This is a genomic window from Nocardia sp. NPDC003183 (assembly GCF_053590715.1).
In genome coordinates, this window is record NZ_JBSFTG010000009.1 from 56,646 (window position 1) to 80,278 (window position 23,633).

24 protein-coding genes and 1 tRNA gene are annotated in these 23,633 nt (G+C 67.8%); 10 read left to right on the plus strand and 15 right to left on the minus strand.

Going from position 1 to position 23,633, the window contains the following annotated elements; translation table 11 throughout:
- Positions 1-35: 35 nt before the first annotated feature.
- From ACWDXS_RS23920 to ACWDXS_RS23940, 5 genes are all read right to left on the minus strand, one after another.
- Positions 36-656 (minus strand): response regulator, encoded by a 621-nt coding sequence (locus ACWDXS_RS23920; RefSeq protein ID WP_378637725.1) that lies wholly within the window; start codon positions 654-656, stop codon positions 36-38.
- Positions 653-1,795: a sensor histidine kinase gene (locus tag ACWDXS_RS23925; RefSeq protein WP_387447920.1), complete on the minus strand. Its 1,143-nt coding sequence runs from the start codon at positions 1,793-1,795 to the stop codon at positions 653-655. Before ACWDXS_RS23925 ends, ACWDXS_RS23920 begins: the two co-directional genes overlap by 4 nt.
- A complete protein-coding gene (locus ACWDXS_RS23930; RefSeq protein ID WP_449968799.1) occupies positions 1,795-2,607 on the minus strand; it encodes an ABC transporter permease in 813 nt (270 codons plus the stop codon). The genes ACWDXS_RS23925 and ACWDXS_RS23930 overlap by 1 nt, the downstream gene beginning before the upstream one ends.
- Positions 2,604-3,530 (minus strand): ABC transporter ATP-binding protein, encoded by a 927-nt coding sequence (locus tag ACWDXS_RS23935; protein ID WP_449968802.1) that lies wholly within the window; start codon positions 3,528-3,530, stop codon positions 2,604-2,606. The genes ACWDXS_RS23930 and ACWDXS_RS23935 overlap by 4 nt, the downstream gene beginning before the upstream one ends.
- A gap of 91 nt (positions 3,531-3,621) precedes the next feature.
- Positions 3,622-4,299 carry a hypothetical protein gene (locus tag ACWDXS_RS23940; RefSeq protein ID WP_378994022.1) on the minus strand — a complete coding sequence of 226 codons (678 nt, stop codon included), beginning with the start codon at positions 4,297-4,299 and terminating at the stop codon, positions 3,622-3,624.
- A gap of 41 nt (positions 4,300-4,340) precedes the next feature.
- On the opposite strand from ACWDXS_RS23940, the gene ACWDXS_RS23945 reads away from it, so the two are divergent.
- The 3 genes from ACWDXS_RS23945 to ACWDXS_RS23955 all read left to right on the plus strand — a co-directional run bounded on the left by ACWDXS_RS23945 (position 4,341) and on the right by ACWDXS_RS23955 (position 6,476).
- Entirely contained in the window at positions 4,341-4,961 is a 621-nt protein-coding gene (locus ACWDXS_RS23945) for a TetR/AcrR family transcriptional regulator (protein ID WP_378994020.1), read from the plus strand.
- A gap of 68 nt (positions 4,962-5,029) precedes the next feature.
- The gene (locus ACWDXS_RS23950; protein ID WP_449968806.1) at positions 5,030-5,557 is read left to right on the plus strand and encodes a nitroreductase family deazaflavin-dependent oxidoreductase; all 528 of its coding nucleotides are present in this window, start codon (positions 5,030-5,032) and stop codon (positions 5,555-5,557) included.
- A gap of 139 nt (positions 5,558-5,696) precedes the next feature.
- The gene (locus ACWDXS_RS23955) at positions 5,697-6,476 is read left to right on the plus strand and encodes an ATP-grasp domain-containing protein (protein ID WP_449968809.1); all 780 of its coding nucleotides are present in this window, start codon (positions 5,697-5,699) and stop codon (positions 6,474-6,476) included.
- A 7-nt stretch (positions 6,477-6,483) separates the two neighbouring features.
- On the opposite strand, the gene ACWDXS_RS23960 is transcribed toward ACWDXS_RS23955, so the two are convergent.
- A complete protein-coding gene (locus ACWDXS_RS23960) occupies positions 6,484-7,503 on the minus strand; it encodes an aldo/keto reductase (RefSeq protein WP_449968812.1) in 1,020 nt (339 codons plus the stop codon).
- 120 nt (positions 7,504-7,623) lie between these two features.
- Here ACWDXS_RS23960 and ACWDXS_RS23965 point away from each other — a divergent pair, with 120 nt between their 5' ends.
- Complete coding sequence (locus ACWDXS_RS23965; RefSeq protein WP_449968815.1) at positions 7,624-8,196, plus strand: TetR/AcrR family transcriptional regulator; 573 nt, start codon at positions 7,624-7,626, stop codon at positions 8,194-8,196.
- 263 nt (positions 8,197-8,459) lie between these two features.
- Here ACWDXS_RS23965 and ACWDXS_RS23970 read toward each other — a convergent pair.
- Both ACWDXS_RS23970 and ACWDXS_RS23975 read right to left on the minus strand, forming a co-directional pair.
- Positions 8,460-8,533, minus strand: a tRNA-Ile gene (locus ACWDXS_RS23970).
- 367 nt (positions 8,534-8,900) lie between these two features.
- Positions 8,901-9,905 (minus strand): zinc-binding dehydrogenase, encoded by a 1,005-nt coding sequence (locus ACWDXS_RS23975; protein WP_449968818.1) that lies wholly within the window; start codon positions 9,903-9,905, stop codon positions 8,901-8,903.
- A gap of 517 nt (positions 9,906-10,422) precedes the next feature.
- On the opposite strand from ACWDXS_RS23975, the gene ACWDXS_RS23980 reads away from it, so the two are divergent.
- Positions 10,423-10,926, plus strand: coding sequence for a glycine-rich domain-containing protein (locus tag ACWDXS_RS23980; RefSeq protein ID WP_378994008.1), 504 nt, complete (start codon positions 10,423-10,425; stop codon positions 10,924-10,926).
- A gap of 5 nt (positions 10,927-10,931) precedes the next feature.
- On the opposite strand, the gene ACWDXS_RS23985 is transcribed toward ACWDXS_RS23980, so the two are convergent.
- The 5 genes from ACWDXS_RS23985 to ACWDXS_RS24005 all read right to left on the minus strand — a co-directional run bounded on the left by ACWDXS_RS23985 (position 10,932) and on the right by ACWDXS_RS24005 (position 16,793).
- Complete coding sequence (locus tag ACWDXS_RS23985; protein ID WP_379315057.1) at positions 10,932-12,704, minus strand: SDR family oxidoreductase; 1,773 nt, start codon at positions 12,702-12,704, stop codon at positions 10,932-10,934.
- Positions 12,705-12,735: 31 nt separating this feature from the next.
- Positions 12,736-13,830 carry a PDR/VanB family oxidoreductase gene (locus ACWDXS_RS23990; RefSeq protein WP_378994004.1) on the minus strand — a complete coding sequence of 365 codons (1,095 nt, stop codon included), beginning with the start codon at positions 13,828-13,830 and terminating at the stop codon, positions 12,736-12,738.
- Positions 13,827-14,729: a metal-dependent hydrolase gene (locus ACWDXS_RS23995; RefSeq protein WP_387447899.1), complete on the minus strand. Its 903-nt coding sequence runs from the start codon at positions 14,727-14,729 to the stop codon at positions 13,827-13,829. The genes ACWDXS_RS23990 and ACWDXS_RS23995 overlap by 4 nt, the downstream gene beginning before the upstream one ends.
- 115 nt (positions 14,730-14,844) lie before the next feature.
- Positions 14,845-15,849, minus strand: a complete 1,005-nt coding sequence (locus ACWDXS_RS24000; RefSeq protein ID WP_449968823.1) for a YdcF family protein — start codon at positions 15,847-15,849, stop codon at positions 14,845-14,847.
- A gap of 185 nt (positions 15,850-16,034) precedes the next feature.
- Positions 16,035-16,793, minus strand: coding sequence for a rhomboid-like protein (locus tag ACWDXS_RS24005; RefSeq protein ID WP_449968826.1), 759 nt, complete (start codon positions 16,791-16,793; stop codon positions 16,035-16,037).
- An 81-nt stretch (positions 16,794-16,874) separates the two neighbouring features.
- Between ACWDXS_RS24005 and ACWDXS_RS24010 the strand changes: the two genes are divergently transcribed.
- The 3 genes from ACWDXS_RS24010 to ACWDXS_RS24020 are packed head-to-tail and all read left to right on the plus strand — an operon-like array spanning position 16,875 to position 18,972.
- Complete coding sequence (locus ACWDXS_RS24010) at positions 16,875-17,195, plus strand: plasmid stabilization protein (protein WP_378993996.1); 321 nt, start codon at positions 16,875-16,877, stop codon at positions 17,193-17,195.
- Positions 17,196-17,215: 20 nt separating this feature from the next.
- Complete coding sequence (locus ACWDXS_RS24015) at positions 17,216-18,175, plus strand: TIGR03557 family F420-dependent LLM class oxidoreductase (protein ID WP_379315833.1); 960 nt, start codon at positions 17,216-17,218, stop codon at positions 18,173-18,175.
- Positions 18,176-18,198: 23 nt separating this feature from the next.
- Complete coding sequence (locus ACWDXS_RS24020; protein ID WP_449968831.1) at positions 18,199-18,972, plus strand: DUF72 domain-containing protein; 774 nt, start codon at positions 18,199-18,201, stop codon at positions 18,970-18,972.
- Positions 18,973-19,091: 119 nt separating this feature from the next.
- Here ACWDXS_RS24020 and ACWDXS_RS24025 read toward each other — a convergent pair whose 3' ends face one another.
- Positions 19,092-21,125 (minus strand): CocE/NonD family hydrolase, encoded by a 2,034-nt coding sequence (locus ACWDXS_RS24025; protein ID WP_449968834.1) that lies wholly within the window; start codon positions 21,123-21,125, stop codon positions 19,092-19,094.
- Positions 21,126-21,280: 155 nt separating this feature from the next.
- Here ACWDXS_RS24025 and ACWDXS_RS24030 point away from each other — a divergent pair, with 155 nt between their 5' ends.
- Both ACWDXS_RS24030 and cynR read left to right on the plus strand, forming a co-directional pair.
- Positions 21,281-21,934: a TetR/AcrR family transcriptional regulator gene (locus tag ACWDXS_RS24030; protein ID WP_378993988.1), complete on the plus strand. Its 654-nt coding sequence runs from the start codon at positions 21,281-21,283 to the stop codon at positions 21,932-21,934.
- Positions 21,931-22,812 (plus strand): transcriptional regulator CynR, encoded by an 882-nt coding sequence (gene cynR, locus ACWDXS_RS24035; RefSeq protein WP_449968838.1) that lies wholly within the window; start codon positions 21,931-21,933, stop codon positions 22,810-22,812. The genes ACWDXS_RS24030 and cynR overlap by 4 nt, the downstream gene beginning before the upstream one ends.
- Before the next feature lie 18 nt (positions 22,813-22,830).
- Here the strand turns inward: cynR and ACWDXS_RS24040 are convergent, their stop codons facing one another.
- Positions 22,831-23,586: an ankyrin repeat domain-containing protein gene (locus ACWDXS_RS24040; protein ID WP_449968841.1), complete on the minus strand. Its 756-nt coding sequence runs from the start codon at positions 23,584-23,586 to the stop codon at positions 22,831-22,833.
- Positions 23,587-23,633: the final 47 nt, after the last annotated feature.

Here is a 23,633-nt window from a genome sequence, read left to right on the forward strand (position 1 = left end):
GCACCGTAACGCCCCACACCCTAGGCGAATACGGGCTAGATCCAGCCCTTCTCGCGTGCTTTGAGGGCGGCTTCGTAGCGATTGGACACCCCGAGCTTGGTCATCGCCGAAGACAGATAGTTGCGGGTGGTACCCGGGGACAGGTGTGCGCGTTTGGCGATGTCCTCCACGGAGGCGCCGTCGGCGGCGAATTCGAGGACGTCGGCCTCGCGGGCGGTGAGGACGGTGTCGCCCGCGCTGATGGCTTCGGCCGCGAGCTCGGGATCGACGTATCGGCCACCGTTGTGCACCGACCGGATCACCTCGGCCAGCGTCGCCGCGGAGGTCGTCTTGGGCAGGAATCCGCGCACACCGGCCGCGAGTGCGCGCTTGAGATACCCGGGCCTGCCATGGCTGGTGACGATCAAAGTGCCGGCACCAGGGGTGATCCGGAGCAGTTCGACGGCGGTGTCGATGCCATCGATGCCCGGCATCTGCAGATCGATGACCGCGACGGCGCCCGGCTCGCCGTCCTCGGCCCTGCGGCGCCACGCGGCGACGAGTTCCGCACCGGAGCCGACGTGGGCCACGACCTCGAGATCGGGCTCCAGGCCGAGCATCGTCGCCATGGCAGCGCGGATGAGGGTCTCGTCGTCGGCGAGGAATACGGGAATCACTGCTTCTCCCAATGGATTTCGAGGGCGAATTCGTCGCCGGAGGTGGCGATGTCGAGGGTCGCGCCGACAGCGGCGAGTCGTTCGCCGAGGCCGCGCAGCCCGGATCGTTCACCGATCGCGCCCTGCGGGCGGTCGTTGCGCAGTGACATGCCGGACCCGCCGAGTGCGAGGGTCGCGGTGGTCGCGGCCGAGTGTTCGACGATATTGGTTGTGCCTTCCCGGACCACCCAGGCCGCGACTTCATGAAATGTCGCGGGCACCTTGGCCGCGTCACCCTCCACGACGAGTGCGCATCCCGCCGCCGACAGCAGTGATCGCGCCCCGGCCACTTCCCCGCGCAGGTCGATATTGCGGTAGCCGCGCACCAGGGTGCGCATCTGCCCCATCGATTCGACCGCCAGTGTTCTGACCTCGTCCATTTCCGCGGTCGCTCGATCGAGGTCGCCTGCCCGTGACAGTGCCGCCGCCAGTTCGCTTTTCACCGCGATGGCCGAGAAGCCGCGTCCGACGACATCGTGGAGGTCGCGCGAGAAGCGCAACCGTTCCTCGGCGACCTGCAGTTGCGCCTCGACACCTTTGGTTCGCTCCAACTCGTCGATGATGCCCAGCCCCCACACGGTGAGCCGGGTCAACACGATCGCGAAGACCCCGGTGAACAGGAAAGCCGCCGCACCCTGCAGGCCCGCGCCCAGTGGCGTACCGAAGACCACCAGCGGAGTGGCCACGCTGAGAACGACCAGAATCCACCACTTGTGGCGAGTGAACGGGATGACGGAGAAGATCGCCATGAACACCGCGGACACGCCCACCGTGCGCGCGCTGAGGACCGTCGCCTCGTCGGTGGCCAGGCGGGCGACGATCCCGCTGATCGCCCACAGCGCGACCAGCATCACGATGGCGACGGGCAACATCCGCGGCCGCGCCACCACACCGGGAACGGTGGCGAACGCGGGTTGTGCCTCCAACGCGAACCCGGCCGCGATGCCACCGGCGACGATCCCGAGCACCGATGGCACCGACTCGGCACTGATCGCCAGCACGACGACGAGCACGGCGATCACCGCCTGGAACGAGAGCCGGGTGTAGAGCCGGAACTTGGCGGCTCCCGACAGCTCGTGCCACCAGGCGGTCGCGCGCATCACCCGCGGTCGTCCCAGCGGAAGCTCTTGCGGGTCAGCACGAGCGCCAGCACGGTCCATAACGCCAGTGTCGCAAACGGCCGGCCGGATTCGGTGACGGTATCGGCGAAGCCGAGCGCGGCGTCGGATTCGGCGAACGCCGACAGCGTGCCCGACGTGCCGAGGGAGAGGAGGTCGGAGACGGCGGCGAAGGGGGTCCAGTCGGCCAGTTGCGCCAGCCGATCGGGCAGTACGCCGCGGATCGAGGACATGCCGAGCATCGCGATGATCATCACCGGCAGCGAGGTGATCTGCGCGGCCTCGGCGTTCTTGGTGTACGCGCTGGTGGCCAGGGCGAGCAGCGAGAACAGCACTGTTCCGCCGACGAGTGCTACCACGATCGCCAGTGGGTTGACGGGCGCGGGGACGCCGGTGGCGTAGACCACCACGGCGATGACGGCGGTGCACGCGAGCGTCATGATGGCACCTGGGATGGCCGGAGCGAGCTGGATCTGCCAGTCGGCGGCCTCGCCCGTGCGCAATCGTTTCAGGACGCCTTCGCTACGGCGGGTGGTCACCATCGACAGCACCGAGTAGTACTGCACGAACAGCAGGGCGAGCAGTGCCAGCAATTCGAAGGTCACCGCCGCCATCGCCGCTGTGGGCTCGGCGTCTTTGCGGGCGATGAAGTAGGTGGCCAACGGAATTCCGATCGGGAAGACCGTCGCCATGTAGACGAGAGTCTTGTTGCGCCGGAACTGCAGCCACTCCGCTGTGGCGAGCGCGGCGAGTGGTCGACGGCGAAATCCGCCGGCGGGCAGGGTGGTGGTCATCGTGCTCCGATCAGGGTGGGAGTGGTTGCCTCGGCGATATCGAGAAAGACCGATTCCAGGGATGCGGCGCGCGCTTCGAGTCCGGTCAGGCGCACACCTGCTTCGCCGGCCCAGCCGAGCAGTTCGAACAGGTGGCCTTGTAAGTCGTTGGTGCTGATGGTGACTCGCGCTCGCGAGTCGACGCGGGCGCCGCGGAACTGCGGCACGGGCAGGCCGGGATGATCGAAGGCGATCCGCGCCGGATGGTCGTCGACGATGTCGCGCAGCGTGCCCCTGCGGGCGATCGCGCCCTTGTGCATGATCGCGATCTGATCGGCGAGCGCTTCGGCCTCGTCCAGGTAGTGCGTGGTGAGGACCATCGTCACCCCCGACGCTTTGAGGTCGGCGAGCAATTGCCATGTCCCACGCCGGCTTTCCGGATCGAGGCCGGTGGTCGGTTCGTCGAGGAACAGCAGGCGCGGCTGCCCGAGCAGGGCGCAGGCCAGGTCGACGCGGCGCTGCTCACCACCCGACAGTGAGCCGACCCGCACCCCGGATCGGTCGGTCAGGCCCACCTGCGCCAAGACTGCCTCGGCGGTGGTCGGCGCGGTGCACGTTCCACGCCACATGTCGAGCGTCTCGCCGACGGTCAGCTCGGCGGGCAACCCGCCCGACTGCAACATGATGCCGACCCGCGGACGGACCTGGTCGCGGTGCCGGAGCGGGTCGAGGCCGAAGACTTCGACCTCGCCTGCCGAGGGGGCGATGAGCCCCTCCAGCATGTCGAGGGTGGAAGTCTTTCCCGCGCCGTTGGTTCCGAGCAGGGCGAACACCTGCCCTTCGTGCACCTCCAGGTCCACGCCTTTGACGGCTTCGAACGCGTCGTCGCCGCGGCCGTAGGTTCGGCGCAGCCCGCGCGCGGTGATGACGTCTGTGTTTCTCATGCCTTCTACGGTGGTCGACGCGGGGCGTCGCCAGTAGTAAGCGCAGTCACCGATCCCCGATGGGATTCACATGGTCAAGCCATGACATAAGTCATCGGGCTGCGGCTGTGCGCAGGAGCGCTACGCCGTAGGCGATGAACCAGGCCGACCACAGCAGCCAGCCGGACAGGCCGATGAGACCGAGCGGGCCGTCGTGGTCGATGATCAGGGGCGTGAGGGTCGCCGCGGTGAATTGCAGTGCGGCGGCGAGGAATCCGATGGTCGCATGCCATGGCTTGACGAGCCCGCCGAGCCGGCCCGCGACCGTCAGTCCGACCAGTGCCGTCGCGAGGAAGGTGCCGTTCAGCGCGAGCAGGGCATCGTGCAGCGCCCACAGTGCGCCGCCTTCCCCGCTCGAAGCGCCGAGGGCATAACGAATTCCGACGATCACTGTGAAAGTCGCGTTCTGCAACAGCAATCCGGCGAAGCCGACCAGCGACCACCCGGTCCCCGCCGTCCGCTCGGCCGGTCGCAGGGCCGCCAGTGCACCGGCACCGAACAGCACGGCACAGAACCAGCCCAGCGGTACCGGCGCCAGCGCCAGCGCCACGAGGTCGCGGTGGTCGACGAAGAACGCGACGGCTGTGCGCGAGTCGGTACCGGGCTTCGGCAACCCGGCGGGTGCCAAGATCAGATTGGCCCCCAGGATGACCAGCGCGAACCCGATACCGGCGATCCCCGCGACCCGCTGAAACCGCGCGCCGCTCGACAGATTAGATTTATCGATCATATTTTGAATATAGGTACCATAAAACGAAAGAGGAACCCCCTTTGGCCACCGACTCACCTCGCCGCCGCTACGACTCCCTTCGCCGCACCCTGCAAGCCCAGGCGACCAGCATCGAGATCGCCCAGGCCGCCCGCAGGCTGTTCGTGGAGCAGGGCTGGGCCGCCACCACGGTCCGCGACGTGGCCCGCGAAGCCGGCGTCTCCGTTCCCACCGTCTATTCCGCCTACGGCAACAAAACCGGGCTCATCCAGGCAATAGTCGATGCCGCCGATCTCTCCGCCGACGCCCCGCAGATGCTCGACACCCTGGAAGCCGCGGCAGGCGACCCCCGAGCTCAGCTGGCCGCCATGGCCGGCTACGACCGTCGCCTCTACGAACGCGCCGCCGACGTCATCGCCCTGATCCGCGAAGCGGGCCGCACCGAACCCGCCCTGGCCACCACCTACGTCGACGCCCGTCACCGCGCCGACCGAACCCGCATCGAGGTCTTCACCTCCTGGCCTCCCGGCACCCTTCGCGAAGACCTCCCCACCTCGGTCGACATCTACGCCGCCCTGTGCACCATCGACGTCTACACCACCCTCACCACCGAACGAGGCTGGTCGCCCGACCGAGTCGAAACCTGGTGGACCGCCACCCTCGCCCGCGAACTCCTCGCTTGACGATTCCCCCTCGGCCGACCGGGAATTTGTCTACTATCGTCCGTAGTAGAACGAACACTGGAGGGGCAGTGAGTGATCCGAACAAGACCGGTACCGGTCATCGCGCCACGAGGTCGTCGATGGCACGACTGGTGGAATCGTGCTCTCAATTCATGAACAAGCGCGGCATCTACCTGGGCCGCCGATCGACGAAACTCCATGTGGCCCTGTACCGCCGAACCAACGGCAGGCTCGGCGGCCACATGCCCGCCTGGCCCGACGCCCGAATCCTGCTGCTCGACCACGTCGGCGCCAGAACCGGCACCCGCCGAACCTCACCCTTGATGTTCCACGCCGACGGCGACATCATCGCCCTTGCCGCGTCCAAAGCCGGCCAACCAACCCACCCCGCCTGGTTCCACAACCTGAAAGCCAACCCGGACAGCACGATCCAGATCGGCGCCCGGTCGCACCCCGTCCGGGCCCGCGTAGCCACCGACGCGGAACGAAAACTGCTGTGGCCGAAGTTCGTCGAGCTCTTCCCGAGCTACGACTTCTACCAACGTCATGCGGGCAACCGCACGATCCCGATCGTGATCCTCACCCCGCGCACCTAGATGCCATCCGACCAGCATCGTCGATCGGCCCCTTCCGCTGCCGTACGCCGATCCGACCGTCGGGGACTTCGACTGGCGCACAGGTAATTTCCCAGCCATTTGCTGAATCCGCAACGCTGTCGACAGGCATCATCAAGGCATGAGTTTTACGGTGGCCTATCTGCAGTACGCCGGATCGGGTCCGATGCGGCACGAGGAGAAGCTCCTCACCGAGGGACTCGCAAGACTCGGCGTCCCCGTCCGCCACTACAGCCTGAAGCGTATTCAACGCAGGCAGTTGACGTTGGGACCCGGCATCTTCATCGCCGGGGATATGGCTGCGATGCACGGCGCGATGCGCCAATTGGGCATCCCGCTACCGCAACCCGACGACTATCCCGACGTGCTTCGCGGCTTCCTCGGGCGGAAGGTGTGGGCGTCGACCCTGGGCGAGATCGAGCGCTCGATGGATGGCGGCTCCTCCCCACCGGTTTTCGTCAAACCCGCGGACCGCCGCAAGGCCTTCACGGGCTCGGTCTGCTACTCGGAACACGATTTCGCCGCATGGGGGAATACCAGTCGGCGCCAGCGCGTCTGGTGCTCCGAGGTCGTCACCTGGGTGTCGGAATACCGCGTCTATGTCATCGGCAGGCAGATCGTGGCCGTGGACCACTACGAGGGTGACAACTCCGTGCCACTGAACAGGGAAACAGTCGAGTCAGCGGTCAGTGCCTACTACCGTTCCGGAACCGCCCCCGCTGCCTACGCCATCGATTTCGGCGTACTGGCCAACGGGGAAACGACGCTCGTCGAGACCAACGACGGCTACGCCCTCGGCGCCTACGACATCACCGCCGACCAGTACACCGCGCTGCTGATGAACCGATGGCGCGATCTACTCACGTCCGAGGCGCGGCCGGCACGAGCCACGAGCTTCTGACGTCGACTCATCGACGACGCAGGGACGCGTCCAGCAGAGATGGTGGGGTGTCGTGTTTTTCGTGGGGGGCGAGGTCGGTACCCGGGGCCACGATGGCATCGACGGCGTCGAGGATCTCGGGCGACAGGACGGTGTCGGCGGCGGCCAGCTGGGCGTGCAGGTGGTTCATGGTGCGGGGGCCGATGATGGCGCTGGTGACGGCGGGATGGGCCGTGACGAAACCCAGGGCGAGTTGGATCAGGGTCAGGCCCGCCTGGTCTGCCAGTGCCGCGAGTTGCTCGACGGCGGCCATCTTGGCGTGGTTGGCCGGGATGGTGGTGTCGAACCGGTCGGGCATGAATGCCGAACGGCTGGTGGATATCTCGCGGTCGGCGCGGATGGCGCCCGAGAGCCATCCCGAGGCCAGCGGGCTCCAGGCGAGCACGCCGAGACCGTATTCCCCGGTGACCGGCAGGACGTGAGTTTCGATGCCGCGCTGCAGGATCGAATAGCTGGGCTGTTCGGTGACATAGCGGCTCAGGTGGCGTTCGTCGGCCGCCCACTGCGCCTGCACGATGCGGTACGCGGGGAATGTCGAGGATCCGAAGTAGCGGATCTTGCCCGCACGCTGTAGATCCGTGAGCGCCGAAAGGGTTTCCTCATCGCTGGTTTCGGGGTCCCAGCGGTGGATCTGATAGAGATCGACGTGGTCGACGCCTAGTCGGCGCAGGCTGTCGTCGAGCGCGGTCATGAGCCAGCGGCGTGAACCGCCGCGATGATTGCGCTCCTCGCCCATCGGCATCGTCGCCTTCGTGGCCAGCACGAGGTTGTCGCGGCGACCCGCGACGGCCTTGCCGACCAGCTCCTCCGATTCGCCCTGGCCGTACATGTCGGCGGTGTCGATGAGGTTGACGCCGCCGTCGATGGCGACATCGATCATGGCGGTGACCTCGTCCTGGGTGGAATTTCCCAGCTTGCCGAAGTTCATCGCGCCGAGCACGAGCGTGCTGACCTGAACGCCGGTACGGCCCAGAGTGCGGTACTGCATGGCGGTTCCTCCCAGATGGGCTTGGTTCGGCTCGCCGGTTCTGGCATCCTCGACCAAGCGGAACGATGTTCCGCTAATCAACATACGGAACACTGTTCCGTTTAACAAGAGGGAGGTCTCGTGGCCGACAATCCGACCGAGGCGCCGCGCCGACGCGCCGACGCGCGGCGCAACCAGCAGGCCCTGCTCGACGCAGCCGCGGCCGCCTTCATCGCCTCGGGCGTCGATGTCCCCGTCCGCGAGATCGCCGCCCGAGCAGGCGTCGGCGTGGGCACCATCTACCGCCACTTCCCCACCCGGGCCGACCTCATCGTCGCCGTCTACCGCCACCAGGTCGAAGCGTGCGCCGAAGCGGGCCCCACACTCCTGGCTGCCCTCGGTTCCCCCCACGCCGCACTCGGCGAATGGATGACCCTTTTCGTCGACTTCCTCACCACCAAACACGGCCTGGCAGAAGCACTTCACTCCGACGCGACCACCTTCGAAACCCTCCACACCTACTTCCTCGACCGCCTGGTCCCCACCTGCGAAGCTCTCCTCACCGCCGCCGTCACCGCAGGCGAAATCCCCGCCGGCACCGACCCCTACGAACTCCTGCGCGCCGTCGGCAACCTTTGCATCGGCGGCCGAACCCCCCGCTACCACCCCCGCCGAATGGTCGCCGTCCTCATCGCAGGGCTGACCGTAAAGTAGCCGACCAGAGCGCAGGCCGAGGACACTCTCGCGCTGACATACCCGAGCGGCGGTGAGCAGGTGGTTGTCGTCGGCACCAATACGCAGAAGGGCCGAGCGATGCCGACAGCAGCCGCCGAGATCGGGGTGGAGCAGCGTGTCGCGTTCATCCAGGCGGACCCGCGCCTGGTAGCCGAGAAGTGGCCGGTCATCCTCGACCTGTCCGGCCCTGGCGGCGACCCGTCCCGAATCCGCTGGGAGAAACCGCAGTTCAGGAGGGGAAGTGGGGCGGGTGGGGCTCGAACCCACGACCAGCGGATTATGAGTCCGCGGCTCTAACCGACTGAGCTACCGCCCCTCGCCGCGGGGGTCTCCGCGGGCGAGTCGCATGGTACCCGGCGAAGTGCGGGGTTGACCACTCGACGCGGCGGTCGTGTCGGACCGGCGGGTACGAGAACGGCGACCGGAGTCGCGGCTTCCGAGAAAGACGCGGCGACCGATCGCCGTGGTGGTGCTGCACCCGGGGGTAGGGTTTACGAGCGTTCAGCTCGCTGGCCTCCCCGCGCTCGTACATCGCGTTCGCGACGTTCGATGTTGCCCCCTGGGTTGCTGGCCAACTTGATGACTCCAACTACCAACAACAGAACCGCAGCTATCACTGCGATGATTATCAGTCCCTGCACGGAACATAACTTAACGTGTATTCCGTTGCAGCGCACAATAAGTTACAATGACGCGCCGACCGTCAACAAGGTACGACCGAGGGCGGAGCGGCTCTCGATCGCGGAGTGAGCCTGCCGCACCTGATCGATCGGGAAGGTTTGCCCGATCACGACTTCCAGCACACCCTCGGCGACCGCTTCCTGCGCGCGGGCGGTGATGCCCACCCAGTCCACGTCCGTGCCGACGATATCGAACAGACCGAGCACCGTGACTCCGCGCGCACCAGCGGCATCGGCGTCACCCGTCGCGAAATCACCTGCGGCGGAGCCATATCCGAGAAAGAGACCGGTGTCGGCGGCGGCGGTCAGGGCCGCGCCACCGATGTCGCCACCCGCACCGTCGAACACGACCGCCGCTCCCCCGCCGGTGATCTCCCGCGCTCGGTCCGCCCAGCCGTCGACGGCGTAGTCGACGACCGCGGTGGCGCCCAATCGCGTTGCGAGCGCGAGCTTTTCCGGTCCGCCCGCCGCGGCGACAACCCGCGCGCCCGCCGCGATCGACAGCTGGATGAGCAACGTGCCGAGGCCGCCCGCGGCGGCGGTGATCAACACCCACGAATTCGGTTGCACGGCAGCCCTGTCGAAGACCGCGAGCGCGGTGCGACCGTCGTGGGCCAGGCCTACGGCCTGCTCGGTGGTGAGCCCGGCGGGGATCTCGGTCAGCGTGGCGGCCTTGGCGAGGGACTTCTCGGCGTAACCGCCGGTGGGCAGGCCGCCACCGATGCCGCTGGCGGCGGTCTGGGTGACAACGCGCTTGCCGAGCCAGCGGGGGTCGACCTCGGCGCCGACCGCGCTCACCACGCCGCCGATCGCGCCACCGGGGACGTAGGGCAGGCTCAGCGGGAAGTAGTCCTGACCCCACCCGCTGCGCAGCCGGGTATCGAGGAACATCACGTCGGCGACCTCGACGTCGACGACCACTTCGACCGAATCCGGTTGCGGTGTGGGAACTTCCACCAGGTTCAGGACCTCGGGCCCACCGAATTCTTTGACCTGCACTGCGCGCATCGCGACTCCTTCGTGGTGTTGACCGAACGAGTCAAGGATGAAACCTGAAGTCGAGTTCAGGTCAAGCGCACTGGGACGTAGGTCACACGATCAGGACCCGCCGCCACAGCTGCTACTGCTGCCACCTCCACAGCTGCTGCTACTCCCACCGGAACAACTGCTGCTGCTTCCACCGCTACAGCTACTACTGCTCCCGCCGCCGCAGCCGCTCGCCCCGCCGCAACCGCTGTTCGAGCCACCGCCACACCCGGACGGGCTGCCCGGATCCCACGGCTGCCCCGAGGTCCCGTCGACATACCCGGTGATCCCGGCCGACCCGGCCACCCATCGCCGATCCAGCGGGCGCGCGTTCTGCGGTTGACTCGACTTCTGGATCAGCCACACGACGGTCGTCACCACCGCGCCGAGACACACCGCGACGAAACCGAGCACGATTACGAGCGTCAACACCATGTTCGCAGGCTAACGCCAGAACCCGGCCACAGCACCCCCACCGTCAGTGGCCTTACAGTGAATTGTGGCGTTCTCTTTCTCCCGGACCGGCAGACGGCAAGTCGACCTTCCCACCGTCGACCGCACCGTCGCCGCCCTGGTCTTCCCCGAAGCGATCTTCAAAACCTCGCCCTGGCAGCCTCGCGAACTCGTGGAAACCGGTCTGCGCCAATGGTTACGGTGCTGCGGTGCCGCCCTTCGCGACGACCAGGTGATCGGTATGCCCTCGCACGCGGTCGACGAGGCGTGGCACGGTTTCATCCTCTGCACCCAGCTCTACGCGACATTCTGCGAGCAGGCTTACGGGCGTTTCCTGCATCACTTCCCCGAGGGCGCCGGGGAGAGTACGCAGAATCACGGCACCATGGTCGAACAGCTGGGCCGCACCGTGGTCGCCTGGTCGCTGGTGGCGCAACCCGGCGAAGAGTGCGTGCTGTGGGACCTCGACCGCAAGGTCGGCGTCGAGAACCCGTGGGGCGTGGACGCCCGGCACGTTGCCGCCGTGGAGGAGCAACTGCGCCGGGCGTAGCCGACCTAGACCAGCTTCATCCGGCGCGCGGCGAACCGCACCGCGCCGGGTGCGATCCGGTTGATCCGGTACTGCACCCACGACTCCGGCGTCACCGGCACGATGTCGCGCCCGGTCCGCACGGCCTTCACGATCTGCGCGGCCACCCGGTCCGGGGTGTAGCCGCGTCGCTCGTACAGCTTGTCGAACTTCTGCTGCGCGGCGGCCTCCTCGGCGGCGGAGACGCCCGAGATGCGGGTGGTGGCAACGATATTCGTGTGCACGATGCCCGGACACACGGTCGACACCGAAATGCCACGGTCGGCCAGTTCGGCACGCAGGCAATCGGAGAACATGAAGACCGCCGACTTGCTGGTGGCGTAGGCCGCCATGTCGCGCTGCGGACTGTAGGCGGCCATGCTGGACAGGTTCACGATGTGCCCGCCGAGCCCGCGATCGGCCATCGCCGCGCCGAAGGCCCGGCAGCCGTTGACGACACCGCCGAGGTTGATCCGCAGTACGCGGTCGAACTCCTCCGACGGAGTATCGAGGAATCCGCCCGCCTGGCCGACACCGGCGTTGTTCACCAGCACATCGGGCACGCCGTGCGCGGCGATCACCGTGTCGGCGTGCGCGCGCACCGCGTCCTCGTTCGACACATCGAGTGGATAGGAGTGCGCCACCCCACCTTCCGATGCGACGAGCTCCGCGGTGGCCTTGGCGGCGAGCTCGTTGACATCGGAGACCACCACTTCGGCGCCGAGGCGCGCGAAAGCCAGCGCGGTCTCCCGGCCGATGCCGCTGCCCGCACCGGTGACGACCACCAGTTTGTGTTCGAATTCCCTTCGCGCAGTGCCTACTTCGGCCCTGGCGAGGCCGCGCGAGACGCCGGCGCCGTCGAGTGCGTCGATGAGCTCGGTGGTCGCGGTCGCGAGGAGTTCCGGATGCGAGAACGGCATCCAGTGCCCGGCGGGGACGTCGCGACGCCACAGCCGGTCGGTCCACTTGCCCGAATCGTCGTAGCCCGCGGGCCGCACGGCGACATCGCGTCCTGCCACGATCAACTGCACCGGCACCTCGGTGCGACGCTCACGCGGGGAGAGCATGCGCGCCACGATGTTCGCGCGATAGATGAGCAGCCCGTCGACCATGTCGCGACGGAAGGTGGGGCCGAGCTTCACATTGGCGGCGGGGGTGTCGTTCATGATCGACACCGCACGCTGCCACAGCTTTTCGGTGCCGATGGCGTTGAATGTGGCGCGCGGCAGACCGGGAGTCATGAAGAAGAAGGTGTAGGCCGAGGAAGCCAGCTGGGTCATCGGCTGCCACACATTGCGCAGGGTGGGCCGGGAGAGGCGGTCACGCACCCAGGCGGACAGGTGGTCGAGGTTGGGGCCCGAGACCGAGGTGAACGAGGCGACGCGCTCGGTGGCCCGCGGTTCACACACCGCCTCCCACACCTGCACCGAACCCCAGTCGTGGGCGAGCACGTGCACGGGACGATCGGGGCTCACCACGTCGATCACGGCGTAGAAATCGCGTGCGAGTTCGTCGAGGCGGAAATCATCGGTGCGCTGGGTGCGAGTGGACTCGCCGTGGCCACGGGTGTCGTAGGCGACCACGTGGAAGCGCTCGGTGAGCAGCGGAATCACCCTGTCCCACAGATGGTGGGTGTCGGGCCAGCCGTGCACGAGCACGACGGTGTCGGCGGCCGGGTCGCCGTATTCGAACACGGCGATGTCGAAATCACCGCTGCGGACGGTGCGCTGGTTCGCGGGCTGCGGGCTGTCGTTCGTCATGATCTTTCGGACTCCTTGTCCAGCGGAGAAATCACAGGTCGAGCACCAATCGCTCACCGCGAGAACGGGATACGCAGGCCAGCATGGCACCCTCGGCGTGGTCGGCAGCCGACAGCGTGGTCTCGCGATGGTCGGGTTCGCCCGAGCGAACCCGCACCACGCAGGTGCCACAGAAGCCTTGCCTGCACGAGTAGGGCTGGTCGGGACGGGAATCGAGGATCGTGTCCAGCACGGTGCGGTCGGCATCGACCGTCACCACCGCACCACTGGACGCGAATTCGATCTCGAACGGGGTGCCGTCGACGATCGGCGGCGGCGAGAACCGCTCGAAATGCAGTTCCACGTCGGCCATCTCGCGCACCGCGGCGACGATCGCCGAGGTCATCGGGGTCGGGCCACACGCGTAGACCGCGGTGCCCGGCCCGACGTCGGGCAGCAGGTCCACCGCGGCAGGTAGACCGTGCTCGTCATCGGTGCGCACCACGACGTTCGCGCCGAAGCCTTCGATCTCGTCCAGGAACGGGATGGTGTCGCGACTGCGTCCGCTGTAGACCAGTGTCCACGGCACGCCGAGCCGGTGCGCGAGCCTGGCCATCGGCAGGATCGGGGTGATGCCGATCCCGCCGGCCACGAAATGCAGTCGCTGCGAAGGTGATCCGTGGCCCGGCACGGCGAACGGGAAGGCATTGCGCGGGCCGCGCACCACCAACCCGGAGCCGACGGGCAAGGCGTCGTGCACCTCGATCGAGCCGCCGCCGCCACCGGGGATGCGTCGCACGGCGATGCGGTACGCGCGCTCGTCGGCGGGATCGCCACACAGCGAATACTGGCGCAGCCGACCCGACGGTAGTTCCAGGTCCAGGTGCGCCCCTGGCCGCCAGCGGGGTAGCACGCGCCCATCGGGTGCTTCGAGGCGAAGACTCACCACGTCCTGGTCGTGCGCTTCGATCCGGCGTTCGGTCACCACCACGGCCAGGCGGCGATCGTCGACGCGTGGGCGCAGATCACCGCGGTTGACCAGCGCGCTCCAGCGCAACCGGGTGGCCGCGATGGCGTCGATGACCTTCATCGCCGGATCGTGGCGGTACTTGCCGTAGAGATCGGCGGGGATGTCGCGCGTGGTCACGACGCTGCCGCGCGGGCGCCGGGCGAGGCCGCCAGATACGCGATCGCCTGCGCCGTCGAGCCGACCGACTGCGGGTTGTAGCCGGGCTGGAAGGTCGACAGCGCACTGGCCAGCAGCGACGGCACGCCGGGCAGCGCACCACGCCACATCGCGCCGAACACACCGGCGAGCAGCCGTGCGTAGCCCCGATCCGGCAGTTGCGGATCCTGCTGGACGAGGAACCGCGCACCGCGCACCAGCACGATGAGGAAGATCGGGAACACCAGCGTCATCGACGCGCAGCGCCGGACGTAGCCGACCCCGAAGTACTCGGCGACGTCGTGGGCGACATTGCGGTGTTCGACCTCTTCGGCACCGTGCCAACGGAACAGGTCGGCCATCCGCGGGTCGGCGCCGAACTTCTCGAGGTCTGCGTTGAGCACCCAGTCCCCGAGCCAGGCGAAGAAATGCTCGAGACAGGCGATGAAGGCGAGCCGCTCGACCAGCATCTGGCGGCCGGCGCGATCGTCGCCGCCGCGCGGGCCGAGCGAGATGCGGAACAGGTATTCCATCTGCGCCAGATAGGGACTCGCGTCGACGCCGTGGGCGGTGAAGACGTCGTCGAGCACCTTCCCGTGGGTCTGCGCGTGCATGGCCTCCTGCCCGATGAAGCCGAGCATGTCCTCGCGCAGCTTCTCGTCCTTGACGTAGGGCAAAGCCTCGCGGTAGGTCTCGATGAACATGCGCTCGCCCTCGGGCAGCAGCATGTTCAGCGCGCTGATCAGGTGACCGGCGATCGGTTCCGCCGACATCCACTGGAGGTCGACACCCGACCAGTCGAAGCTGACATTGCGCGCGTGCAATGCCACAACGCCCGGATCGATCTCCGGGCTTTCTCTTCCCCAAGGAAATAGCTTCATCGGTACTCCTCGATCAACCGCGCACGGACCTCCGTGCCCCAGGTCGCGACGTTGCGTCCTGCTCGGTAGTTCCGATGATACAACTATCCATAACTGTACGTAACACCTAAATGTGTCAGTTGGCCGCGCCGAAGATCGCCAGCGCGACCGGCGCCGCCACCAGCAACCCGCACATCACGGCGTTGATCGCCTTGTGTTCGGCCAGAATCCCGACGTATTCGCGCAGGACAGCGCTGGGCAGGTAGTAGCGCGCGGTCGGCGCGCCGACCGCCTGGGCGTCGATCCCGACCGAACGGGCGAGCAACGCGGTCCGCAGCACATGGAAATTGCTCGTGACCAGCAGAATGCGGCTGTTTATCCCCTGCCTGGCGAGCAGTTCCCGACTGAACAGCAGGTTCTCGCGGGTGCTCGTCGAGCGATCCTCCCGCAGGATCTCGTCGTCGCGCACGCCGTGTTCGACGAGGTAGGCGGCCATCGCCGTGCTCTCGGCAACCTTCTCGTCGGAGCCCTTGCCGCCGCTGGTCACCAACAGCGGCGCGGGGCCGTGCGCGCGGTCGGTACGCCAGATCTGCAGCGCGCGGTCGAGTCTGCTCGCCAGCAGCGGCGGGACCCGGTCTCCGAGCAGGCCGGAGCCGTGCACCACGATCGCGACGGCGTCGTCGGTGCGGGTCACCCCGCCGTAGACGACCGAATAGAGCAGAAACGCGACCAGCACGAAGCCGAGGTAGGCGGCGACGAGCACCACCGCGAGCAGCACCACCCCGAGCACCACCCACTCGGCGATCACCGCCATCACCAGCAGCGCGTACGGAACCAGCAGCGCGACGCCGAGACCGAAGGAGAGCAGGTTCGCCGGACGCACGCCCTCGCGGCGCAGCATCACCACACCGTTGAGCATCAGCAGTCCGGCCAGGACCAGCACGAGCAGCGGCGACAGCGCCAGGGCGAAGAAGACCAGCATTTCGGGCCCTGATCCTTCGGCGCCCGAACCGATCAGCGCGGCGCCGACGCACAGGACTCCGAGCAGCAGCAACACCGCGTTGCTGAACCGGCGCCGCTCCTGACGGAAACACAGCGCGAACACCCCGAGCAGAACCACACCTATCGCCAGCAAGATCACCGGGCCACCCTAACCGCAGCACCGGCGAATCGGATTGCCGAGCTATTGCTCAAACCTGCTGGGCAACCTCGATACATGCGGATGAAAACTTGTTCACCAGCATTTTTATCAGAATGATGCCCCTCTATTTGCAACAGCTGATCGGTAACTGATAAGGGCGAAGGGAAGGCGGTGAGCGATCATGATCATCGATTACTTCCAGTGGTGGGCCAGGATGATCGTCGAATTCTTCTTCTGATCCGAAGACACGATTCGCGCAGGCGCGGGCTCGGATCCCAGTCGCGGGCCCGCCCTCGCGTCAGCGGATAGCACGCGAAGCCGATCAACGCCGCACCCGCGTGGCCCACATCGGTGAACGTGCGGTCCAGGAATACCGGTGGCACACAGACCGCCAGCACACCGAGCACGTACAGCACCCGCCACGGCAGCGACACACGGTAGGCGAGGACGGCGGCGACTCCGGCCAGCCCGTAGCTGACTCCCACATCGAGCGCGAACGCCGCACGCTCCGGGGCTCTGTCGTGGCGAATCGCCCAGAGCAGCACGCCCTGGCTGAGATACGTGGCGCCGACATGCGCGAGGACGACCACCACCAGCCAGCGCAGCGTCCCGAGCCACCGTTCGGCGTTGGCGTGCACGAGGCTGAACAGCACCGCGTAGACCAGCCACCCGCCGCCGTCGGTCCAGAACGCGCTGCCGACCAGCACCCGGATCGGGTCGTCGCCGAGACGATCGAGATTGGTCGAGCGGTGCCCGAGCCAGACTCTGGCTTCCTCCGGCGTGAGCCGCAGCTGGATCGCGGTGGTCACACCCAGCGCCGCCAGCCACACATAGGTGCCGGGAGCGCTGCGAATCCACCGCCACGCCGAGGCGGCGGCCGCCCGCACGCTGCCCGAGGCGCTCACCACGCCAGTGTGCCAGTCCTCGATCACGGTTCCGGTCATCCTCGCCGGGCGGTTGTTTCCCCGGCCGATCCCCGGGTAGGCGGCAACCAGAGCCGTCCACCGACCGGAACGGAGCACGTGATGCCTCAGCAAGCCTGGAGTGACAAGCGCGAACGGCAGTACGAAGACATCAAGAAGTCCGAGCGCGAGCGCGGCCGCAGCGAGAGCAGGGCCGAGGAGATCGCCGCGCGAACGGTCAACAAGACGCGCGCCCAGCACGGCGAGACCAAGGGCTCGAGCAAATCGTCGCGATCGCGCGGTTCCTCGCAGCGCAGCGGCCAGCGGGCGCAGGGCGGCGGCAAGACCCGCGATCAGCTCTACGACGAGGCCCGCCGCCGCAATATCGACGGCCGTTCCAAGATGAACAAGCAGGAACTGGCCAACGCCCTCGGCCGTAGCTGACCCCCAGCGAAAGGTTCGCCATGCAGCTCGGATTCAAACTGGCGGCCGAGGCTTTCGGCCCGAAAGAGCTTGTTCGACAGGCAGTGCGGGCCGAATCGGCCGGTTTCGATTTCGTCGAGATGAGCGACCACTTCCACCCGTGGCTCGACGAGCAGGGCCACTCGCCCTTCGCCTGGACGGTCCTGGGCACGATCGCGGCGAGCACCACCGACATCGGGCTCGCCACCGGCGTGACCTGTCCGACCATCCGCTATCACCCCGCTGTCATCGCCCAGGCCGCCGCCACCACCGCCCTGGTCTCGGATGGGCGGTTCACCCTGGGCATCGGTTCGGGCGAGCGACTCAACGAGCACGTCATCGGCCACGAGTTCCCGCCGGTGCTGATCCGTCAGCGGATGTTGCGCGAGGCGCTCGAGATCATCCGATTGCTGTGGCGCGGCGGCTATCGCAACTATTACGGCGAGTTCCTGGAGCTGTCGGACGCGCGGGTGTTCGATCTGCCGCAGACACCGCCGGTGATCGCGGTGGCCGCGGGCGGGCCGAGCGCCGCGGCGATCGCCGCCGAACTCGGCGACGGACTGTTCGCCACCGAACCCGATCCCGAACTCGTGCAGACCTTTCACGACAAGGGCGGATCCGGTCCGCGCTACGTCGAAGTGGGGGTCGCCTTCGCCGAGGACGATCGCGCGGGCGCCGAAGCGGCACTGTCGACCAACCGGTGGTCGACCGGTGGCTGGAAGGTGATGAGCGAGCTGCCCAATCCGGCGAACTTCGCCGCCGCGTCGAGCACCGTGCGAGTGGACGACATGCTCGAATCCTTTGTCTGTGGCAATGATCCGAAGCGCTACGTCGAGGCGGTGCGCAAGGCCACCGACGCGGGTTTCGACCGTGTGGTGCTGATGAACGCGGGACCCGACATGGACGCGTTCCTCGACTTCTACAGCAGCGAACTCGCGCCCCTGCTCCGCTCGGAGATCTGACAGCGCTGCGGAGGGAGGCCGAAATGCCCATGTACGTCGGCACTTCCGGCTGGCAGTACCGCGACTGGCGGGGTGTGCTGTACCCGCCGGGGCTGCCCGTCCGGCAGTGGCTCGAGCACTATGCGCGGGCGTTCGCGACGGTGGAGTCGAACAACGCGTTCTATCGATTGCCGAGCAGGGAGAACTTCGCCGGTTGGCGGGAGCGCACGCCCGCGGGCTTCGTGATGGCGGTGAAGGCGAGTCGCTACCTGACCCATATCAAGCGATTGCGCGACCCCGCCGAACCTGTGCAGCGCCTGCTCGACCGGACCGCGGGACTGGGTGATCGGCTCGGACCGATCCTGCTCCAGCTGCCGCCGACCCTGCGCGCGGACCCCGATCTGCTCGACAACTGTCTGCGCTGCTTCCCCGACACGGTGCGAGTGGCGGTGGAACCGCGCCACGATTCGTGGTGGACAGACGAGATCGGTGACGTCCTGCGATCCCGTGGCGCGGCATTGACCTGGGCGGACCGTGATTCGCACCCGATCACGCCGCTGTGGCGCACCACCGACTGGGCCTATCTACGCCTGCACGCCGGCCGCGCCGCTCCCCGGCCGTCCTACGGCAAGCAGGCATTGCGCGGCTGGGCGCATCGACTACTCGACGCCTGGTCCCCCGACGCCGACAGCTACGTCTATTTCAACAACGATCACGGTGGTGCGGCGGTCCGCGACGCGGTCACCTTCGCCCACCTCGCGGCGGCCGCGGGCGCGGACGCGACGCGAGTACCCGATGTGCACGCGACCGCGGGCTGATCAGCGAGCCGATGGGGACAGGATCAGGCCGAACCCGGTCTCGACAAGACGGCGAACCCCGCCCCCGATGTCGCGCGATCGATGATCGGCGCGAGATCGCAGGCGGGGTGAACCAGTGCTCACCAGCCGGGATCGGTGTCCAGGGGGACGTTGATCCAGCTCGGGCGGGACGGGTCGAGCTCGAGGTGCTGGGTGCGCAGGCCGCTTTCGTTCAGCAACGGCCGCAGCGGGATTCCGCTGGGGAAGTTGCCGGCGAAGACGTCGACGCGCAGGCGGTGACCCGGCAGCAGGACACCGTCGGTGGCGCGGATGCCGATCTCGATCGTCGTCGGCTCGCCGGGCACGATCGGCTGACGGGTATCCAGGGTGAGGTACGGATACGGGTCGGTGTAGTCGCCGTTCGGCGAGCGGGTCGCCTTGCCCTCGTCGATCGTGCGCAGGGATGCCATCAGCTGCCCCTGGGACCAGACCGTCGACGTGCCGTCGGGCGCGACATCGTTCACCGTCACCGTCCAGTAGCCGTCGGTGGCGTCGAGCACGGTGTTCAGGTGGGCGGCGATCGGACCGGAGATCCGCGTCGGCGCGGCCACCGGAGCCGTGGTGAAGGTGAGCGCGGCGCCCTCGCTGATCCGGGCGTCCTTGGCACAGATATCGGGCAGCGGGACCAGGCCGGCCGTGCCCTGCGCGGCATCACGCGAGCAGATGGTCGTCAGGCTCGGATCCACCGAAACGCGTTGCGCGGCACCGGGAGCAGTGCGCAGGCTGCCGTCGTGGCGGGCGCCCGGCGCGGTGCCGGAGGCGGCGGCGTCGAGATACATCCGCCGGTACTGCATGCCCGGCCGCGGGAAGGCGACGTCGGCGGTCCACTGCCCACTGCCCTGCTGCCACAACGTGACCGGGTCGTAGCGGTCGATACCGTTGTCGATTCCCTTGAGCCACTTGTCGAACCATGCGCGCTGCAACGAATCCGCCGGCGCGGGCGCACCCGGCTGGCCGAGTCCCGAGGTCACCGTCACGTGGTAGACGTCGTCCATGACGAGCTTCTTCTGCTCGGCGGGCACGTTCACCGCGTTGTAGATGCGCGGGGTGGAGTAGGTGAAGATATCGTGCCAGCCGCCGTAGAGGAAGGTCGGCACCCGCACCTGATCGGGCGAGCCCACCCAGGCGGTCCGCAGCGCGCTCTCGTCGTCGAGGATCGACGCCATCTCCGGCGGGATCTGCTCCACGTTCGGAGTGGTCAGCGCGGCGATGAGCACGTTGAAGAAGGTGAACGGGTCGGTCACCCGGTCGCGCAGCCAGACCCAGTCGAATTTGCCGTTCAGCATCGACATCAGGTCGGGCAGCAGCTTCGCGCCGTCGACGGCGAGCAGCCAGGCCGGGATGAACCCGATCCCGAGCGCGCCACCGGGGGCGGCGACGTCGCGGATCAGGTCGCTACCGGGCACGATCGGGAAGATCGCCTTGAGCGCCTCGGGGTGCCGCTGCGCGGTCTGCAGCTGGTTGATCGCCGAGTAGGAGATGCCGCTCATCCCGATCTTGCCGTCGGACCAGCCCTGTTTCGCGGCCCAGTCGACGATTTCCACACCGTCGAGTTGCTCGCGTTCTCCGAAGACCTGCCAGGTGCCCTGGGAGAAGCCGGTGCCGCGCACGTCGACGACCACCTGGGTGTACCCGCCGCGGATCAGATTCCGGTCGACGCCGAAGGTGCGGGCCGCGCCGCCGGGCAGCGCGTTCATCATGTCGCTGAGGCTGCTGAAACCGAAGGGCGAGAAGTCCAGGTTCTGCAGCACCGGCATCAGCAGGTCCGACAGGCCGGGAACCGCGAGCGCCGAGTCGGCGACGTTGGTGACCAGCTTGGTGTAGGGCGTCATATTGACGATCGTGGGCGTCGGCTCGGCGACGGGCTGACCGTCCGCACCGGCCGGGTGATAGACGTTCGCTTTCAATACGGTGCCGTCACTCATGGTGATCGGCACATCCCACTCGATGAAGACGTTGGGGTACTGCTGCGGCCCGTTATGGGTGGCGACGAACTGCGCGTCGAGACCCTCGGCATTCGGCGATGCTTGTCCGACCGGTGCGGATGCGACGGCGCCTGCCATTACGACGACGGATGCGACCAGCGCAGCCAGCCGCCCACGATGTGTGATCATGCTTCGGTTCAGCCCTCCACCATCGGGAACTCCGACGTTCCCGTACCGGGAAGTAACGTAGCGTGGGTCACGTCCGATCGCAAGAACATGTTCTGGGCAATCCACGATCAGCGCCCGCGCGCGTCCCACCGCGGTCACCTGACAGAATTGGCGTTGTGACAGCGTCCGAACTCGATGACGGCCGCCGGTACCGCGGGGCCGCCCCTGGGCAACGTCAGCAGGACCGCCGCACCCGGTTACTCGAGGCGGCCACGGACGCCTTCGGCATCGACGGCTACCGCAACACCACAGTCACCACGATCTGCGCGGCGGCCGGGGTCGGCAAACGCTACTTCTACGAGTCCTTCACCGACAGTGAGGATCTGCTGCTCGAGGTGTACCGCGAGACGGCCGCCAGGATGATCGAGGCGATCCATACCGGCCTGCGCGAGGCCGAGGCCGTCGACGCTCAGGTGCGGGTCGGCCTGACCGCGTACTTCCAGCTCATCCTCGACGACCCCCGGGTTCCCCGGATCGCCTTCTTCGAGATCCTCGGCGTGAGCCCCGCGGTCGACCGGGCCTATCACGACGTTCTCGACGCGTTGGTCGATATCTGTATGGCCCTGATCACCCCGCATGTCGACCTGGAAACCCACCCTGCCGTCAGCGTGCGCACGGTGCTGTTCGGCCTGGTCGGCGCCATCGTGATCATCGCCCAGAAGTGGGTGCTCGACGCCTACCGCCAGCCGATGGCCGATGTGGTGGACAGCGCGTGCCTGGTGGTCAACGCGGTGCTGGCGCGGATCGGACCGGACGGCGACCGACGGTGACGCCGGAACTGCGGCACCTGCGCTATCTGGCCGCTGTCGCCGAGCACGGGAACTTCACCCGGGCCGCGGAGCAGCTACACCTGTCGCAGCCGACGCTGTCGCACCAGATCAAGCAGCTCGAGCGCGCCGTCGGGGCGGTGTTGCTCGACCGGACCGGGCGCAGCGTGCGGCTCACCGACGCGGGGGCGGCCTATCTGGCGCATGCCCGCCGAGCTGTCGACGAGGTCGCCGCGGCGCAGCGGGCCGTGCACGACGTCACCGATCTCAGTCGCGGCCTGCTCCGCTTCGCCACCACTCCCACCTTCACGCCCTATCTGGTCGGCCCGCTGATCGCGGCGTTCCGTGCCCGGTATCCGGGGGTCACCGTCGAGTTCGGCGAGGTGTCCCAGGACGCCATGGAGTCCGAGCTGCTCGACGACCGCCTCGACCTCGGCATCGCGTTCGCTCCACCGCGCCTGCCCGGCATCACGGCCGAAGCGCTGTACGAGGAGACCCTGGCCGCCGTAGCCGGAATCGCCGCGCGCCCCGCGCTACCAGAGTCCGTGACACCCGACGATCTGGGCGGCCGCGATCTCGCTCTGCTCAATTCGACGTTCGCGACCCGCCACCACATCGACAGCTACCTCCACGACCACGGCGTTTCGCCACGAATCGCGGTGGAGGTCAATTCGATTCAGGCACTGCTGGAGGTGGTATCCACCTCGGACCTGATGACGATCCTGCCCGAGTCGGTCACCGACACCCATCCCCCACTCGCCCGGATTCCACTGCGGCCCAGCATGTCCCGGCGAACCGTCACGTTGCTGTCCGCGGCCGAGGGGCACCGCAGCGCCGCCGCGACAGCTTTCGCCGAATCGGTCCGCGAACAGACGCGGTGAGCGCATCGGCGCGCCCGCTCAGCGCAGCAGTGCGACGATCGCGTCCTGGTGGAGGCGTTCGGCGTTCTGTAGCGCGGTGCGGCCTTCGGCATCGCGGATCTGCGGGTCGGCGCCCGCGGCGAGCAGCGCGGTGACGGTTTCCTGGTAGCGCTGCGAGCCGTCGCCGTAGACGACCGCCTCCTGCAGTGCCGTCCACCGCGGCTTGTTCACATGGTTGACGTCGACGCCCGCGGCGATCAGCATCCGCACGGTGCTCACATGCGCGTGCTCGCTCGCCGGGATGAGTGCCGTACCGCCGTAACGGTTCACACTGCGCAGGTCCGCGCCGTGGCGCAGGGTCGCCGCGAGGATCTCGTCGAGGCCCTCGGCTCCGGCGTACAGGTAGGCGGAGTCCTGGAGGTCGTCCGCGGCGTTCACGTCGGCGCCCGCCTCGATCAAGGCCGATGCGGCCGCGGTCGCCGTGTTCTTGGTGGCGGCGACCAGTGGTGTGCGCCCGTTGTCGCCACGCGTCTCCATATCGGCGCCGCGGGCGATCAGGTCGCGGACCCGGGCGGCATCGTCGGCGACCGCCGCGTCGTAGAGGTCGGCGTCCAGAGCGTGGTCGAGCTGCCTGGTCTGCGGGGTGGCAGCGGAAGTCGTGGCCGACGTCTCGGGCGTCGCCGAGGCGGCGGATTCCGGCGTGCCCGGGTCGGCGGAGCAGGCGCCCACCGCGAGCACCGCGAGCGCGAGCACGGCCGCGCGGGGGCCACGAACTGCCGGGCGAGCCGGATTCATAGAAATCTCCTCTGGTCAGGTCATGCTCCACCGTGCCCACCCCGTCC